We start from the raw sequence: 16,757 nt of genomic DNA on the forward strand, positions 1-16,757 counted from the left end.
TGAGCGGCCGTCCGGCCCGTGTTGCATGTGACGCGCGTCAGAACGAGATCGTCGTGCGCACGCCGACCACCGTTTCGTCGCCGATGCGCGCGCCGGCCACGTTCGGGTTCGGGATGCCGCCGCCCGGCCGGAAGAAGTGCTGCAGGTCGGCCTGCAACTGCCACCACGGCGTGACCTGATACTGGTAGGTCGCCTCGATCACCGTCTCCGCGCGGCGCACCGGATAGCCGGGCGTCGTGTAGACCCCGGTGTCGCCGTCGAAGCCGCGCGCATGCGAGCCGATCTTCGCGTAGCCGACCGCGATGCCGGCCGTATCGTTGTCGCGGCCCTTGAACGGCGCCTTGAGCGTCACGCCCGCATTCGCCGCGAAATCGACGATATTGCGATCGCCCGGTGCGCCCATCACGCGAGCGAACACGCCGACCGAGCGAGGGCTGTCTGCCGCCGGCCGCCACACCATCTGATCCGCGACCGCATAGAAACCGTAGTTGCCGCGATGCGTGGCGGGAATCCCGTTGCTCGCCGGATTCGCGAGCGACAGCCCGTCGGTGCCGGTGCGCGGATCGTCCGCGTGCTGCGACTGATACCAGAAGCCGAGCTTGTAGGTGCCGGGCAGGCCGGTCGGTTGCGGCGCTTTCGGGTCGGCGGGCGGCGCGTTCAGCGCGTATTGGAGTTCGCCGATCACGAACGCGCCGCTGCGCAGGTTGAAGTTGGTGCCGTGCGCGTTCAGCACTTGGGCGTCGCCGTCGCTGCGGCCGGCCGGGTTGCCGTCGAATACGCCGACCATCGCGGTCCACGCGTCAGCCGGTTTGACGCGCAGCCGCACGCCGAGCGACGACAACGGATACGCGGCGCCGCCGGCCGGCAGGTCGGTCGACGGCAGCACGGGCCAGCCGAACGTCGCGTTCATGAAGGTCGCCGCGTACTGGCTCACCATGAATTCCTGGTCGACACTCTGCTGGCCGACCTTCACGTCGGCCTTGCCGTCGAGGAACGCCTGCTGGTACCAGAGCTCCCACAGGCGCGTGGTCGAATTCGCCTCGATACCGGTCGCCGTCTGCAGCGTCTGCAGGTAGCGCTGCGTGAGGTTGGTGCCGTGGATCTGCAGGGCCGACACGTTGAACGTGCCGCCGGGCAGCCCGATCGCCTTTTCCGTATCGACGTTGAAGCCGAACTGGGTGAGACCCTGATACGCGCCGCCGCGCTGCGTGCCGCCTGCGGCGTTGTACAGGTACTCGCTGGTTTCCTGCAGGTTCAGCGTGACGCCGTGATCGCCGAGCACGTCGCGCAGGCCGCCCATGTTGCCGAGCAGGTTCGAGCGTTCCCAGAAACCGGTCGGAGCGGGCGCGGCAGCATCGGCGGCCGGTGCGGGGGCGGCAGTGTCGCTGGCGCCGGCCGCCGGCTCGGCAGCCGCGGTGGGCGCCGACGATTGTGCGAACGCGGGCGCGGCGGCGAGCGACAGCAGCAGCGTCGCGAGCGCGTCGAGGCGCGGTTTGCGCAGCGTGGGTTCGAAACGATTCCTCATGTAGGCTCCATTATTCGATTGATTAGTTAGACTGAAGAAGTGAGGGTGTGACGCGATGGCGCAGGCGCGGGCGGCGCGTGGGCACGCGCCTGCTGCGCGCCGCGCCGCCGCTTACGGCAGCCAGCCGCCGACGCGCCACACCTGCATGAAGCCGAGGCGCGACGCGGCCGTGCACAGCAGCGCGACGAGCGCGATGGCGGCCGCCATCGCACCGATCAGCACGCAGTCGAGCGGGCGGGGCAGCGTCGGCACATGCGCGAGCGCCGCGCTTCGCCAGCTGGCGAGCGCATGAGCGAGCGGTGAAAGGGCCGAAACGAACGAGCGGTCGCACGCGAGGTGCACGAGTCGCTTGAGTCTGAGCGCGAACGATTGAAAGAACATGACGTTGCCTCCGTCCGGTCCGGCGCCTGCCGGACGACGTGATCGAGCGCGGGCGCGCGGCGCGGCCTGCGATCGGCGGTTGGAACGTAACGGAGCGTGCGACTGACGAACCGGCGATGGCCGGCCCGGGAGGAAGCGCGCTAACCCGACGAATGCGAGCTAGCGGCGAAAGACATGCGTCTGGCTGCTATCTCGCGATGGCTTGGCCGGCCTGGACCGGCATCGAACTGCAACTAGAGCATGCGTCCACGGAGGGACTCCCTTGATGAATTGGGGCGGATTGTAGTCGCGAGCTTTGCTGCGGTGCAAGCAAAAAAGCATCGGCGTTGCGTGCATCCCACCGGCTGCGTCATGGCGGAACCGGCCGGCCGACCGGCGCTACGGCCGCCGCCGGCGCCCCGCGGGGACTGTTGCTTGCACGCATCGGTGGCGCGCGCCGGCTGGCGCGCTGAAAGGTTGCGGCGCGTCATTTCGGGCGCGAATCTTTCAGTGGCCGTGAACCCGAAAAAATATTCCGCCAACGGCGATTCAAAGGGTTGACTTCCTTTTCAGCCGGTCCATAGAATCCGCCATCTTCACTCTTGGGGCCGCCGCCTTGGACGCCTGCAGTAGTCGATCTTCGACCGAAATTTCCGCCTGAGCGACCGACGTCCGCGCCTCATCGAAGCCGCCGTTTGTCCCTCCAGGCAAACGGTGTGCGCAGCAGCATTTCGCAGTACCCCCTACGTGCACCCTGATTCGCGCCGGTTAGCGTGATGCGTTTTCGCATGCGCCGCCCGGTTTCGCCGCCGCCCCGGTGCGCGGCCGCGTTCGCGCATGCATTTCGCCTGCGCCCGAACGACGGCCCGCGCGCCGTGCGGTGGCCAACCGTGTTCTCCGGAACACCGCACAGGAGCCGCCATGAACGACAGTGACAGTTGTCCCTTATGCCCGTTGCAGCAACAGACCCTTTTGAACCCGGGTCGCAGGGACATTCCGGCCGACTAGCCTGACACGTCGTTCAGGCCCCGGACTGGCCCCGCGCCCACCACGCGGCCGGCACGCATGCCGTCGCCGCCAGGAGCCAGACCATGAACTTCGGCCTTCTGCTGTCGAATCTTCCGCACGTTGCGGATGCGCGTCCGCACTACGACGCGATGCTGATGCTCGACGCCCGTCCGCGGGTGTTCTCCCGCCTGTTGAAACAGTTGAAATCGTTGTTCCACTGAAGCGCCGAGCGCGCCTCGGCATGCGCTTGCGGCCCCGTTCCGCGCGCGTATACCAAGGTCACACGCTTACCGGATAAAAAACCAGCCGTACGGAATCCATCATGTCCACGCCATCCAACGTCTCTCCACCGATCGCCGTCGAACGCAGCGCCGTGCTCGACGAAGCCCACCTGGGTGATATCCGCGGTGCCCTCGGCACGATCGCGCATCACGACACAGCCGCGCGCGGCACGTGGTGGGCACGTCTGCGCACACTGCTCGCGATCATCGGCCCCGGCCTCATCGTGATGGTCGGCGACAACGACGCCGGCGCCTTCGGCACCTACACGCAGGCGGGCCAGAACTACGGCACGACGCTGCTGTGGACGTTGCTGCTGCTTGTGCCGGTGCTGTACGTCAACCAGGAAATGGTGCTGCGCCTCGGCGCGGTCACCGGCGTCGGCCATGCGCGCCTGATCTTCGAGCGTTTCGGCAAGTTCTGGGGCGCGTTCAGCGTGATCGACCTGTTCCTGCTGAATGCGTTGACGATCGTCACCGAGTTCATCGGCATCACCTTCGTGCTGGCTTTCTTCGGGCTCCCGAAGATCGCGGGCGTGTGCGTGGCCGCCGCGTTGACGATGGCGGCGGTGAGTACCGGCGACTTCCGGCGTTTCGAGCGGTTCGCGATCGTGCTGTGCGTGCTGAGCCTGCTGCTCGTGCCCGTGCTCGTGTCGATCCACCCGCCGGTGGCGCAGATGTCGCGCGACTTCTTCGTGCCGAACTGGCCCGCGCACGCGAAGCTGTCGGACGTGATGCTGCTCGTGATCGGCATCGTCGGTACGACGGTCGCGCCATGGCAGCTGTTCTTCCAGCAGAGCTACGTGATCGACAAGCGCATCACGCCGCGCTTCATGAAGTATGAAAAGGTCGACCTGTGGATCGGCATCGCGTTCGTGCTGATCGGTGCGGTCGCGATGATCGGCTTCAGCGCCGCGCTGTTCGGCGGGCACCCGGAAGCAGGCAACTTCAGCGACGCAGGCGGCATCATCGCGGGCCTCGAGAAGTATGCGGGCCGCACGAGCGCGACGCTGTTCGCGGTTGCGCTGCTCGACGCGTGCATCATCGGCGCGGCGGCGGTGTCGCTGTCGACCGCGTACGCGATCGGCGACGTGTTCAAGATCCGCCATTCGCTGCATCGCGGCGTGTCCGATGCGAAGGGCTTCTATCTGGTCTACTTCGGGATCGTCGCGGCCGCTGCCGCGCTCGTGCTGATCCCGGGCAGCCCGCTCGGCCTGCTGACCGAAGCCGTGCAGACGCTCGCCGGCGTGCTGCTGCCGAGCGCAACGGTGTTCCTGCTCGTGCTTTGCAACGATCGCCAGGTGCTCGGCCCGTGGGTCAACTCGACGAAGCTCAACGTGTTCACGGGCGCGGTGATCTGGGTGCTCGTGCTGCTGTCGATCATCCTGACCGCGTCGGTGATGTATCCGGACATCAGCGGTGAAGCGATCGTCGACGTGCTGGTCGGCGGCACGGTGCTCGCGATCGTTGGTTATCTCGCGACGGTGCTGATCCGCCGCAACAAGCGTGTCGTCGAGCCGGGCATCGATCGTTCGCTGCGCGCCACGTGGCGCATGCCGCCGCTCGACTCGCTCGAGCCGCAGAACATGACGGTCGCGACGCGGGTCTGGATGGCCGTGCTGCGCGGCTATCTGGTGATCGCGGTCGGCCTCGTGATCGTCAAGGTCGTGCAGATGACGCTGATGAAGTAACGCCGTACGTCGTCATCACCAGGAGTACGCACATGCCGGCCCGCGAGGCCGGCATGTGCGTTTACGCGGGTACGCCGCGCGCGTCAGATCAGCTCGAGCTTCGACGTCAGGTACGTGAGCTGGATCCGGTTCGCGACGCCGAAGCGCTTGCGCAGTTTGCGCAGGTGATAGTCGACGTTGTGCGCGCTGGTGTCGAGGCGCCGGCCGATCTCCTTGTCGGACGCGCCTTCCGCGATACCCAGCAGCAGCTCCTGCTCGAACGGCGTGAGTCCGTTGACCGTGCGCTCGCGCGACGTCGCGATCAGTTGCGGCGATGCGAACTTGTGGACCGACAGCCCGATCGACAGCGCCTGTTCGATCGTCGCCGGCGTGATCCATTCGCGCGTGCGGCGCGGTGCGGTGAAGCTCATGAACGCATGCAGCCGCGTGCCGGGAATGGCCATCGAATACATGATGCCGCTGCACATGCCGTCGTCCTGCATCGTCTGCAGGAAACCGTCGAGCGCGGCCGGCGTCACGCACGGGCCGTCGTCGCGTTCGCGGTGTTCGCGGCGCAGTTGCTGCAGGTCCCACACGATCGGCATGTTGCACACGCGCGCGCCGAGCGTGCGCGGGTCGATGTCGTGATGGTTGTGCCGCACGTAGTCACCGCGATAGGTGGCCGGTGTGAACGCCTCGTGCAGGTAGAGACTCTCGACGCGCTCGCGCGAGAATTCGAGGGCGAAGTACGCGAACGTCGAGAAGCCCGTCAGGTGCAGCAGGCTGGCGACGATCCGGTTGCGCTCGGCGGTGCTCTGCGCGTGCGCGAGCGTATCGGCGACGCCGAGCTTCGGCGCGTTCGGTTGCACGACGTCGCCGCGCTTGACGTCGTCGCACCAGACGACCTGCACCGGGCGCGCTCTCGACGCGTCGGCACCGGCGGCCGTCCGCTGCGACGGACGGGACAACATGGTTGGGGCGACCGCTTCTTCATGCAATGCAATATCGGACATGAGCCATCCCTCGGAATCGACGCGCATCGCCTGGCGGCGGCCGTGTCGTGCACGGCGGCCGCGGCGGTGCGGTCGAGCATCGTTTTGATATGCGCCGATCGTCAGCCTGACCAAACGCGGGGGCATTGTACAAAAATGCCGGTGTGCGCGTAATATGCCGTAATACTAATGCCGGCGAAAGGTTCATATTCGCGCGGATATAGAGACGACCAGAAAATCATAAAGAAAAGACCAAATCGTGACGGGGCAGGTTCACATATTGGGAAAGGGTGGGCTCCTCATGACATATGCTGACGACGCGCCACGCGTCGAGTGGTTCTCGCAAGCCGATATCGCGGCTGCCGCTGCTTATTCGAAAGAAATTCATCCAATCGAGCGCGATGTTTTTACCGGCATTCAAATCACGCCCGGTAAATCCGACCCGACTCCTGTCGATTTCACGCAATGCCATGCCCGCTTGCGGCAAATCGGTTTCAGCACGCTCGGCTATGGCGCATACGAGATGATCGGGCGCCGGATCCTGTGCGCGCATCTGCTGCGCGACCTCGCACCCGCGACGTTCATGCAACCGTATATAGAGGGCATGCTCTACGACAACGATCCGCGCTTCGCGCAGGTGCGCCAGAGCGGCTTTCCGGTCGCGTGGCGGCTCGACGAAATCGAAGCGGCCGCGCAGGGCAGCGGCGATCGCAAGGTGCTCGCGCTGGCGGGTCATCTGCGTGCGCACGCGATGAACAGCGGCGTGATCTTCAGCCTGTCGGCACCGCGGCTCGACCTGCGCGTCGCGGTGAACGTGACGTCGGAAACCCACGGCACCGAATGGATCGACGATCGCGTGATGGGTGGTGCGCTGTCGGTGAGCCTCGCAGTGCATCGCGTCGCGTTGCCGTTTCTCGAGGCGCGCATCGCGCGCATGCGCGGCTTCGCGCTTGGCGACGAGCAGCAGCAGGTGCTCGAGCGTCTCGTGCACGGTCTGTCCGACCAGGAGATCGCGAGCGCGCTGCGCACTTCGCTGCACAAGGTCGGTCACCATATCCGTTCGCTCGAAAAACTCTTCAACGTACAGAACCGCGCGCAGCTCGCGTATCTCGCCGCACGTCGTCTGGAGTCCTGATCCCGTCTGTCCGCGCGGCGCCCGCCGCGCGATGGAAGCGGTTCCGGCGGAACGCGCGCGCAGGCGCCGCCGGGTTTCGTAGTCCGATCCGAGCGTGGCCGCAAAACCGCGTGGACGCTACGAGGCGCGTCCCTTTTTGCGCCGTTTCGCGTCGCTACACTCGTCCCATTCAACGGTCCGCGCGACGCGGGGCATGACGGCCCGCGCGCGTCGGCGACAACGACAACGACAGCACGATGGCAGCACCGAAGGCGCTCCCGCGCGACTGGCAGCGGATCTTTTCCGCTGGCCGCAGCGTGTCCGGGCGGCGTCTCGGGGCATCGCCGCGCGCCGACCTGTTTCTCGCCGCGTTCATCGTGTCGGTGGCTGCGCTGTTCATCCTGCCGCTGCCGCAGGCCGCGCTCGACGGGATGATCTCGCTGAGCTGAACCTCGCCGCAAGCGTCGTGCTGCTGACGGTGTCGACCTATGTGCCGTCGGCGGTCAGCTTCTCGTCGTTTCCCGCGCTGCTGCTGTTCACCACGCTGTTCCGGCTCGCGCTGAACATCGCGTCGTGCAAGCTGATCCTGCTGCACGCGAACGCCGGCCACGTGATCGACGCGTTCGGGCGGCTCGTGGTCGGCAACAACGTCGTGGTGTTCCTCGTGATCGCCGTCGTGCAGTTCATCGTGATCGCGAAGGGCTCGGAGCGGGTCGCCGAAGTCGGTGCGCGCTTTTCGCTCGATGCGATGCCGGGCAAGCGGATGAGCATCCACGCGGACCTGCGTGCGGGCATCGTCAGCGCCGACGAAGCGCGCGAGCGCCGCGAAAAGCTCGAGCAGGAATCGTAGATGCACGGCGCGATGAAGTTCGTGAAGGGCGACGCGATCGCGGGCCTCGTGATCGCGTTCATCAACATCGTCGCGGGGATCGCGGTCGGCACGCTGATGCACGGGATGGACATCGGCAAGGCGCTGCAGCGCTACGCGATCCTGACGGTCGGCGACGGGATGGCGTCGTAGATTCCGTCGCTGCTGGTGTCGATCGCGGCGGGCATCGTGACGACGCGCGTCGCGTGTCGGGGTCGGAACACCGGATTGCGCCCGGTCCACCAATGCGCCGTGATGCGGACCTGTTTTCCGTCCGCCTGTTCGGCCGCACGCGGCGCTTGACGCTGGCTTTTTTCCGTTGCTGACCGGAATTCACCCATGAATTATTGCTGATTTATTTCTTCGTAATATGGCTCGACCGTCAGCCGGACGGCGGGCCGCGAGGTTGCGCCGAGGGTGACGGAACAGGTCAACAGGGGCGAACAAATCAAATGTGCGGAATCGACGGCTTTCTGAATAGCGTCGCCTTCGATGAGGAGACAGCGCGCGGCACGCTCGCGCGAATGACGGCGAGCCTCGCGCATCGCGGGCCGGACGGGCAGGGCCTCTGGGTCGACCCGGAAGCCGGTATCGCGCTCGGCCACCGGCGGCTGGCGATCGTCGATCTGTCGGTCCATGGCCGGCAGCCGATGGCATCCGCGTGCGGTCGCTACGTCATGGTCTTCAACGGCGAAATCTACAACCATCGCGAGTTGCGCGCGGAGCTCGAGCGCGCGGGTCGCGCACCGGCGTGGCGCGGCCACTCCGACAGCGAGGTGCTGATCGCGGCGATCGTCGCGTGGGGCCTCGAGGCGGCCTTGCGGCGCGCGACCGGCATGTTCGCGTTCGCGCTGTGGAATCGCGCGTCGCGGGTGCTGACGCTCGCGCGCGACCGGATCGGCGAGAAGCCGCTCTACTACGGGCGGATCGGCGAAGCGCTGGTATTCGCGTCGGAGCTCAAGGCGCTGCGCGCCTATCCGGGCTTCGATGGCACGATCGATCGCGACGCGCTGTGCCTGTACCTGCGCCAGTCGAGCGTGCCCGCGCCGCATACGATCTATCGCGGCATCAGCAAGCTGCCGCCGGGCACTTTCATCCAGTTCGAGCATGCGCGCGACATGCCGCGCTTGCGCGCGTACTGGACGCTCGAGCAGGCGATCGAAGCGGGCCGCGAGCAGCCGTTCGAGGGCAGCGCCGACGAAGCCGTCGGGCAGCTCGACGCGGTCCTGCGCCAGGCCGTCGCGCGGCAGATGGAAGCCGACGTGCCGCTCGGCGCGTTCCTGTCGGGCGGCGTCGATTCGTCGGCGATCGTCGCGCTGATGCAGGCTCAGTCGACGAAACCGGTCGACACGTTCACGATCGGCTTCCACGAGGCCGGCTATGACGAAGCCGGCTATGCGAAGGCGGTCGCGCGCCATCTCGGCACGCGGCATACCGAACTCTATGTGACGGCCGACCACGCGCTGGGCGTCGTGCCGAAGCTGCCGACGATCTATGACGAGCCGTTCGCCGACGCGTCGCAGATTCCGACCTTCCTCGTGTCGGAACTGACGCGCCGGCACGTGAAGGTGAGCCTGTCCGGCGACGGCGGCGACGAACTGTTCGGCGGCTATACGCGCTACTTCCTGACGCCGCGTCTGTGGCGCAAGCTGCATCGCGTACCGGCGGCGGTGCGCGCGCGCATCGCCGCCGCGCTGCATGCGCTGCGGCCCGATCATGCGGATCAGCTCGCGGCCGTCGCGCAGGGCGCGTGGAGCGGTGTGGAAGCGCGCGAATCGGCAACCCGCATCGGCGACCGGCTGCACAAGCTCGGCCACGTGATGACGGCCGAGAGCCGCATCGGGCTGTACCGGCTGCTGATGTCGTCGGTGCATCATCCGGAGCGCCTCGCGCTCGCCGGACAGGAGCCGCCGACGCCGCTCGATACCGTGTCCGCGTGGCCCGCGCACCTGAGCTTCGCCGAGCAGGCGATGGCGATCGACACGCTCACCTACCTGCCGACCGACATCCTCGCGAAGGTCGATCGTGCGGCGATGGCCGTCAGCCTCGAGACGCGCATGCCGTTCCTCGATCATCACGTCGTCGAATTCGCGTGGCGCGTACCCGCGTCGGTGCGCTTGCCGGAAGGTCAGTCGAAGGCGCTGCTGCGCCGGCTGCTGGACCGGTACGTGCCGTCGGCGCTGATCGACCGGCCGAAGCAGGGTTTCTGCGCGCCGGTCGATCACTGGCTGCGCGGCGCGTTGCGCGACTGGGCCGACGCGCTGTTGCAGCCGTCGCGGCTGCGCGACGAGGGTTTCTTCGACGTGCAGGCGGTCGAGCGTCTGTGGCGGCAGCACCAGTCGGGCCGGATGAACTGGCAGCACCAGCTATGGACGGTGCTGATGTTCCAGGCTTGGCTGGAGGCACAGCGCGCGGCCTGATGCGGGATGACGCAGCGCGCTGCGGCGCGTCACTTCATGCCGGCGTTGCGCCGACGCTCACTGATCGAGACAGCGCACGCACAGCCGTTTCGCGTCGCTCGCCGGCAATCCGCGGCACATCATCAACACCGGGCGTGCATGGCATGACGGCGCGTCGGCGGATGCGGCGGGCGACGCGAGCCGGCGCGCCCGTTCCGGCGGCGTGGTCGCGGCCGCGTCCATGCACCGGCGGCGCTCGGGCGGCGGCGTATCGCTGACCACCGGAATCGGTTCGACGCCGCCTTCGCGCGCATTGCGCTGCGCGCTCGCGACGACGTGGCCCACATAGCCGCTCGAGAAACCCGTCGTGAAGTTGCCGCTGTAGTAGCACGACAGTGCCGCGCGCAACGCGGCCTCCGCGGGACGGCCGGTGGTCGACGAGCGCGCGATGCATTCGGTCAGGCTTGCGCCGCCCGCCCGCAGGTTGCGGCACGGTTCGAACATCGTCGTGTCGTCGAGGCCGTATTTCACGAAATTGCGCTCGTTCACCTGCGCGAGGCCGACGCTGTAGCTGAAGCCGCGCGCGGCCAGCTCGCTCGCGGTCGCGCGCGCTTCGTCGAGGGACGCGGGCTGGCGCGTCAGGTGGCCGCCGACCACGCCGATCGCATACGGATTGAAACCCGATTCGGTGCGCACCAGCGCGGCGAGCGTGTCGGGGGCGACATTCGGCGCGCCGCGCAGCGGCGGCGCGCGGGTGAGCGGCTACGCGTTACGCGTAGTCGGCGGCCAGCGCCGCGTGCGGCGCGGCGCGCAGGATCGGCGCCGCGTCGTGGCGTTCGACGTGCGTCATGGCCGCACCGAACAGCACCAGCCGGTAACCGACCGCATAGATCGGGATGATCCGCAGGTTCTTGTCGTGATCGAGCTGCAGCTTCGAACGGATACGCGAGATATGGGTGTCGAGCGTGCGCGACGACACACCGAGTTCGCGGCCCCAGACCGCTTCCTGGATCGCCTGCCGCGGCACGATCTTGTTCATGTTGTCGAGCAGGAATTCGACGACGTCGAATTCTCGCGGCGTGACGTCGACGACTTTGTTGTCGATTTCGATCGTGCGGCGCACGAAGTTGATTTTTATATTGTCGATGTACAGGTATTTGCAATCCATGTTGGCCCTCGCATGTCCGTAAGGAGTGTTTGCAGGGCATGTACCGCAACTTCCGGGCCAGGGACGGGCTATCAGGCCAAGGGGCGGCGTGGGCAGCGCGCTAGCCTTGAATCTAAAAGAATATTTAACGCGGGACGCGTGGCGGAGCTTCGGGAGGGTCGGAGCAATATTGAAGGATTGTTACGTAGCATCAACCGGGAACGTTACGGGTGTTACGGGCGGCGTAACGTGGGGAAGGAGTCGATGACAGTGCCGACGCCCTTGCCAGGCATGGTGTAAAGCCGAGCAAAATAAACCTTCCACGGAACCCTACATCAGACCTGACTGTTGGTTTAATAAAATTCATATAAATCATGAACATAAGCCGCTATAACTGGCGACATCAAACCCTACATTCAACCCTGCATCAAACCCGACGGCGAAGCATGACGACCGTTGCTACCTTCGATCCGCTGTTTCCCGAGGACCGTGTTCTCGATCCGCTGCTTGACCAGGCCGCACAAGTCGTCGATTCGTCGCAGCGATTGCTCGCCGTGCGGGGTACCCCGTTGGCTCGTGCGCTCGTTCCCCGGTTGCGCGCAATGAGTTCGTACTACACGAACAAGATTGAAGGTCAGCATACGACCCCTGCCAAGATCGAGGCCGCGCTTCATCGGGATTACTCGAGCGATATTGTCGAGCGCAAGAAGCAGCGCTTCGCGGTCGCGCACATCGCAACGGAAGCGGCGCTCGAGGAAGAATGGGCCGCGCTTCCGGTCGCCGCGCTTTTTGAGCCTGCGCGAATCTCGGCCATCCACGAGCGGTTCTTTTCCTGTTTGCCTGCGGATGAGCGACTCACCGAGGGCGGAGAGACCATTGTTCCGGGCGAGCTTCGGCGGCCGGTGTTGCGTTGGCCCGTCAAGCCTTCGCCGTATCGCCCGAATCGAACGGCAGCACATAATGCCGCTTGCCGGTCGCCGCGAAGATCGCGTTGGCCACCGCCGGCCCGACCGGTGCCACACCCGGCTCGCCGACACCGGTCGGCGCTTCCGCCGACGGCACGATGTGCACCTCGACCTTCGGCATTTCCGCCATCCGCAGCACGTGGTAGCCGTCGAAGTTGCGCTGCTCGACGTGGCCGTCCTTCAGCGTGATCGCGCTGTGCAGCACCGCGCCGAGCCCGAAGCCGATGCCGCCTTCCATCTGCGCGGCGACGATGTCGGGATTGATCGCGATCCCGCAGTCGACCGCGCACACCACGCGCTCGACCTTCACCTTGCCGTCGGCGTCGACCGATACCTCGGCCACTTGCGCGACATAGCTCCCGAACGCCTCGGCCACCGCGATGCCGCGCCCGCGGCCCTTCGGCAGCGGCTTCGCCGGATCCCAGCCGGCCTTCTGCGCGGCCAGCTCCAGCACCGCGCGCATCCGTGGCTCCTTCGCGAGCAGGTCGCGGCGGAACAGGTACGGATCCTTGCCCGCCGAGTGCGCAGCTTCGTCGATGAACGCCTCGACCGCGTAGGCCGTGTGCGAGCTGCCGACCACGCGCCACCACAGCACGGGCACGCCAACCTTGGTGGTGGTGAGTTCGACCGACACGTTCGGCACCGTGTACGGCAGGTTCGTCGCGCCCTCGACCGACGTCGCGTCGACCCCGTTCTTGACCATGAACGGCTCGAACGGCGTGCCGGCGAGGATCGACTGGCCGACGATCCGGTGGCGCCAGCCGACCAGCCGGCCGTCCGCGGTGAGCCCCGCATCGAGCTTGTGGAAGTACATCGGGCGATAGAAGCCGCCCTGGATGTCGTCCTCGCGTGTCCACTGCAGCTTGAGCGGCTTGCCGTCCGCGCCCAGCGCCTTCGCGATCGACACGGCCTCGACCACGTAGTCCGACCACGCGTTCGCGCGCCGGCCGAAGCTGCCGCCCGCGTACAGCGTGTGGATCTGCACCTGCTCGGGCTTCAGGCCCGCGACCTGAGCGGCGTTGCCCTGGTCGACCGTCTGGAACTGGTCGCCGGCCCAGATCTCGCAGCTGTCGGCCGTCAGCTTGACGACCGCGTCGAGCGGCTCCATCGGCGCGTGCGCGAGATACGGGAATGCGTACGTCGCGCTGATCTTGCGCGCGGCGCCCGCGATCGCCGCGTCGGCATCGCCGTCCTTGCGCGCCGACACGCCGGGCTTCGTGGCGAGCTCCCGGTATTCGCGCATGAGCTCGTCCGAGCTGCGCTTTTCGGCGTTCGTTTCGTCCCATTCGACCTTCAGCGCGTCGCGGCCCTGTTTCGCGGCCCAGAAGCCGGTCGCGACGACCGCGATGCCGCGCGGCACCTGCACGATCGACACCACGCCCGGCACGGCCTTCGCGGCCGACGCGTCGAACGACTTGACCGTCGCGCCGAAGCGCGGCGGGCGCTGCAGCAGCGCGACGCGCATCCCGGGGAAGGTCGTGTCGAGCGTGAAATGCGCGGTGCCGTTCGATTTCGCGGCTGCGTCGACGCGCGGAATGCGCTGGCCGATCAGCTTGAAGTCGGCCGGCTGCTTCAGCGTGACCTTGTCGGGCACCGGCAGTTTCGACGCATCGGCAATCAGCGTGCCGTAGGCGGCCGTCTTGCCGCTCTTCGCATGCTTGACGACGCCGTTGGCGGTGGCCAGCTCGCCGGCCGGCACCTTCCAGCGTGCCGCCGCGGCCGACACGAGCATCGCGCGGGCCTTGCCGCCCGCTTCGCGCAGCTGCTGCCACGAGTTCGACATGGCCGAGCTGCCGCCCGTGGCCTGCATCGTGCCGAACGCGCGGTTCGCATAGCGTTTCGCGTCGGCCGGCGCGCTTTCGACGCGCACGCTCGACCAGTCGGCGTCGAGTTCCTCGGCGACGATTGTCGCGATGCCCGTGTACGCACCCTGGCCGAGTTCGACGTGCTTGGCGATCACGGTGACGGCGCCGTCGGGCGTGATGCGCAGGAACGCGTTCGGCGCGAAGTCGGCGGCGGGTGCCGTGGCGGCGAGCGCGCGGCGGCCGAGGCCGGCCCATTCGAAGCCGATCGTCAGGCTGACGACGGCCGTGGCGCCCGCGGCCTTCAGAAACGTACGACGCGATGGCCGTACCGAACCGGGATGGTCGAGTTCGATCGTCATGGTCAGGCTCCCAGCGTTGCGGCCGCGTCGTGGATCGCGGCCCGGATACGGGCGTAGGTCGCACAGCGGCAGATGTTGCCGTTCATCGCGGCGTCGATGTCCGCGTCGGTCGGCTTCGGGTTCTGTTCGAGCAGCGCGGTGGCCGACATGATCTGGCCGGACTGGCAATAGCCGCACTGCGGCACCTGCAGCTTCACCCAGGCGGCCTGCACGGCCTGCGCGGGCTTGCTCTGCAGGCCTTCGATCGTCGTGATGTGCCTGTCCGCGATGCCCGCGAGCGGCAGCACGCACGAGCGCACGGCCTGGCCTTCGAGATGGACGGTGCACGCGCCGCACTGCGCCATGCCGCAGCCGAACTTCGTGCCGGTCAGCCCCGCGTGCTCGCGGATCGCCCAGAGGACGGGCATCGACGGATCGGCGTCGAGCGTGACGCTCTTGCCGTTCAGGACAAACGAGGTGGGCATTGTGTTGTCTCCGTGGGGAAAACCCGGCATGGGCCAGGTCAGCGGGCAGTGTGCGCGACCCGTCGAATTTTGCGTCTACCCAATCCTGCAAATTTATTGAACAATCCTGCAAATCCCCGGCACGCTGCGGAGCGTTTCGCTATGCTCCCGCGATTCAGGGAATTGAATCGAGGACTCCGTCATGGACATGACCGATATCGCGGAATCGCGCGAATCCGGGCGGCGCGAACTGGCGACGCTGATCGGCCGTTTCGCGCCGGTGGACGGCTCCCACTCGACCGCCGTGCCGGCATTGATGCTGCACCGGCACACGCATCCGGTCGATCTCGGTTGTGGCGTGTCGCGGGCCGCGCTCGTGATCGCCGCGCAGGGCGCGAAGCGCGTGATCGTGGCTGGCCAGGCTTACGAATACGACTCGCAGAACTGCCTGATTACGTCGATCGACTTGCCGATTCTCTCGCGCGTGACGCAGGCTTCGCCGGAGGCACCGTACCTTTGCCTGTCGCTGACGCTCGATCCGCAGCGCATCGTCGAGTTCGCGGCCGAGATGCGGCTGCCGGAGCCCGATGGGGGCCCCGAAGGCGAGGGCATCGCGCTCGCCGCACTCACGCCGCCGCTGCTCGATGCCGCGCTGCGGCTGTTGCGGCTGCTCGATATGCCGGCCGACATTCCGGTGATCGCGCCGTTGATCGAAAAGGAAGTGCTGTACCGGCTGATGACGAGCGAGCAGGGCACGCGGTTGCGGCAGATGGCCGTCGCCGGCAGCAAGACGCACCGGATCGCGCGCGCGATCGAATGGATCCGCGATCACTACGCGGAGCCGATGCGCGTCGAGACACTCGCGCAGGCGGTCAACATGAGCGTGTCGTCGCTCCATCATCACTTCAAGCACGTGACCACGCTGAGCCCGCTGCAATACCAGAAGCAGCTGCGGCTGCACGAGGCACGGCGGCTGCTGTTGAGGCAGGGCGGCGACGTCGGCTCGGTAGCCGCGACCGTCGGCTACGAAAGCGCGTCGCAGTTCAGCCGCGAATACAGCCGGCTGTTCGGCGCGCCGCCGATGCGCGACGTCGTGCACTTGCGCAAGAAGGAACTGCTGGGCACGTAGCGGCGCCACCGGCCATGTCGCGATGACGCTGGTTATCAGGAATGACGCGGCGCTTCGCAGCCCGGCACGTCGTTCACCGGCCGCGCACCGGAATCGGATCCCGGGCAAGCAGCGTGCCAGCGACGCCGAATACATACGCCATCAGGGCATCGGATCGTGCAGCCGCGCGCTGCACGCGCTTCCGTTTCATGCATGCATCCTGCCGACGGATGAACGGGTGCGCCATCTGCCGGCCCGGTACGAACCAGCCTCTCGAAATGCGCAAGAAAGTCGCGCTACAGCGGGTTTTCAGCGGTAAATCGAGCGCTGCACGAGCAAGTTTCAGCAAAGAGAATTGCGGTCGATGCCGATTCGGAAAATGTTTCTGTCGCGTATCGCGGTCGTCCGATCCGGCGCGAGGCCAGCGTGATCCGCGCATTGAACGCGATGGCTGTCGGCATTGGATGTCCTCGAGTTGAATGACAAAAGTAAAAGTCGATGAGGCGTGTTGAAGGGTTCGCTCGCGCTGTCGATCTACAAGTGATCCCGTCGGTATTTTCACGGATGAATCAATTGCGTTTCGGGTCTGTGCGGTGCGCACACCTGGAGGCGTATCGATGCCCGCCGCGTCGGCCCCGCGATAACGGCTTCCGCGTGATTCGAAGCGCGATCCGCAAGGTACCGCGGGGCGTCGAACGGGCCTCAGCAGGCGATTT

The 16,757-nt window shown here is 66.7% G+C and carries 13 protein-coding genes and 1 pseudogene; 6 read left to right on the forward strand and 8 right to left on the reverse strand.

Features of this window, described 5'->3' with window-relative positions; genetic code table 11:
* Positions 1–37: 37 nt before the first annotated feature.
* Both GEM_RS17895 and GEM_RS17900 read right to left on the reverse strand, forming a co-directional pair.
* Positions 38–1,525 carry a carbohydrate porin gene (locus tag GEM_RS17895; RefSeq protein ID WP_014898774.1) on the reverse strand — a complete coding sequence of 496 codons (1,488 nt, stop codon included), beginning with the start codon at positions 1,523–1,525 and terminating at the stop codon, positions 38–40.
* A 111-nt stretch (positions 1,526–1,636) separates the two neighbouring features.
* Complete coding sequence (locus tag GEM_RS17900; protein WP_014898775.1) at positions 1,637–1,906, reverse strand: hypothetical protein; 270 nt, start codon at positions 1,904–1,906, stop codon at positions 1,637–1,639.
* Positions 1,907–2,976: 1,070 nt separating this feature from the next.
* Between GEM_RS17900 and GEM_RS31890 the strand changes: the two genes are divergently transcribed.
* Both GEM_RS31890 and GEM_RS17905 read left to right on the forward strand, forming a co-directional pair.
* Positions 2,977–3,114, forward strand: coding sequence for a hypothetical protein (locus GEM_RS31890; RefSeq protein WP_014898776.1), 138 nt, complete (start codon positions 2,977–2,979; stop codon positions 3,112–3,114).
* Between the two features lie 101 nt (positions 3,115–3,215).
* Positions 3,216–4,862, forward strand: a complete 1,647-nt coding sequence (locus GEM_RS17905; RefSeq protein WP_014898777.1) for an Nramp family divalent metal transporter — start codon at positions 3,216–3,218, stop codon at positions 4,860–4,862.
* 83 nt (positions 4,863–4,945) lie between these two features.
* Here GEM_RS17905 and GEM_RS17910 read toward each other — a convergent pair whose 3' ends face one another.
* Positions 4,946–5,854: a helix-turn-helix transcriptional regulator gene (locus GEM_RS17910; protein ID WP_014898778.1), complete on the reverse strand. Its 909-nt coding sequence runs from the start codon at positions 5,852–5,854 to the stop codon at positions 4,946–4,948.
* Positions 5,855–6,134: 280 nt separating this feature from the next.
* Here GEM_RS17910 and GEM_RS17915 point away from each other — a divergent pair, with 280 nt between their 5' ends.
* The 3 genes and pseudogenes from GEM_RS17915 to asnB all read left to right on the forward strand — a co-directional run bounded on the left by GEM_RS17915 (position 6,135) and on the right by asnB (position 10,235).
* Complete coding sequence (locus GEM_RS17915; RefSeq protein ID WP_014898779.1) at positions 6,135–6,968, forward strand: helix-turn-helix transcriptional regulator; 834 nt, start codon at positions 6,135–6,137, stop codon at positions 6,966–6,968.
* A gap of 236 nt (positions 6,969–7,204) precedes the next feature.
* Positions 7,205–8,028, forward strand: a pseudogene (locus tag GEM_RS17920) (FHIPEP family type III secretion protein); the annotation flags it as partial.
* Between the two features lie 239 nt (positions 8,029–8,267).
* Positions 8,268–10,235, forward strand: a complete 1,968-nt coding sequence (gene asnB / locus GEM_RS17925; RefSeq protein ID WP_014898780.1) for an asparagine synthase (glutamine-hydrolyzing) — start codon at positions 8,268–8,270, stop codon at positions 10,233–10,235.
* 57 nt (positions 10,236–10,292) lie between these two features.
* Here asnB and GEM_RS17930 read toward each other — a convergent pair whose 3' ends face one another.
* From GEM_RS17930 to GEM_RS17945, 5 genes are all read right to left on the reverse strand, one after another.
* Positions 10,293–10,955 (reverse strand): lytic transglycosylase domain-containing protein, encoded by a 663-nt coding sequence (locus GEM_RS17930; protein ID WP_080599439.1) that lies wholly within the window; start codon positions 10,953–10,955, stop codon positions 10,293–10,295.
* Positions 10,956–10,983: 28 nt separating this feature from the next.
* Complete coding sequence (locus GEM_RS17935) at positions 10,984–11,382, reverse strand: winged helix-turn-helix domain-containing protein (protein WP_014898782.1); 399 nt, start codon at positions 11,380–11,382, stop codon at positions 10,984–10,986.
* 395 nt (positions 11,383–11,777) lie between these two features.
* Positions 11,778–12,179 carry a hypothetical protein gene (locus tag GEM_RS31895; RefSeq protein WP_187293267.1) on the reverse strand — a complete coding sequence of 134 codons (402 nt, stop codon included), beginning with the start codon at positions 12,177–12,179 and terminating at the stop codon, positions 11,778–11,780.
* Between the two features lie 100 nt (positions 12,180–12,279).
* On the reverse strand, positions 12,280–14,490 hold the full coding sequence (locus GEM_RS17940; RefSeq protein ID WP_014898783.1) for a xanthine dehydrogenase family protein molybdopterin-binding subunit: 2,211 nt from the start codon (positions 14,488–14,490) through the stop codon (positions 12,280–12,282).
* A 2-nt stretch (positions 14,491–14,492) separates the two neighbouring features.
* Positions 14,493–14,954 (reverse strand): (2Fe-2S)-binding protein, encoded by a 462-nt coding sequence (locus GEM_RS17945; RefSeq protein WP_014898784.1) that lies wholly within the window; start codon positions 14,952–14,954, stop codon positions 14,493–14,495.
* Between the two features lie 181 nt (positions 14,955–15,135).
* Between GEM_RS17945 and GEM_RS17950 the strand changes: the two genes are divergently transcribed.
* Positions 15,136–16,062, forward strand: coding sequence for an AraC family transcriptional regulator (locus tag GEM_RS17950; protein ID WP_014898785.1), 927 nt, complete (start codon positions 15,136–15,138; stop codon positions 16,060–16,062).
* The last annotated feature ends 695 nt before the right edge of the window (positions 16,063–16,757 follow it).

The organism is Burkholderia cepacia GG4, from assembly GCF_000292915.1.
In the GTDB taxonomy this organism is placed as follows: domain Bacteria; phylum Pseudomonadota; class Gammaproteobacteria; order Burkholderiales; family Burkholderiaceae; genus Burkholderia; species Burkholderia cepacia_D.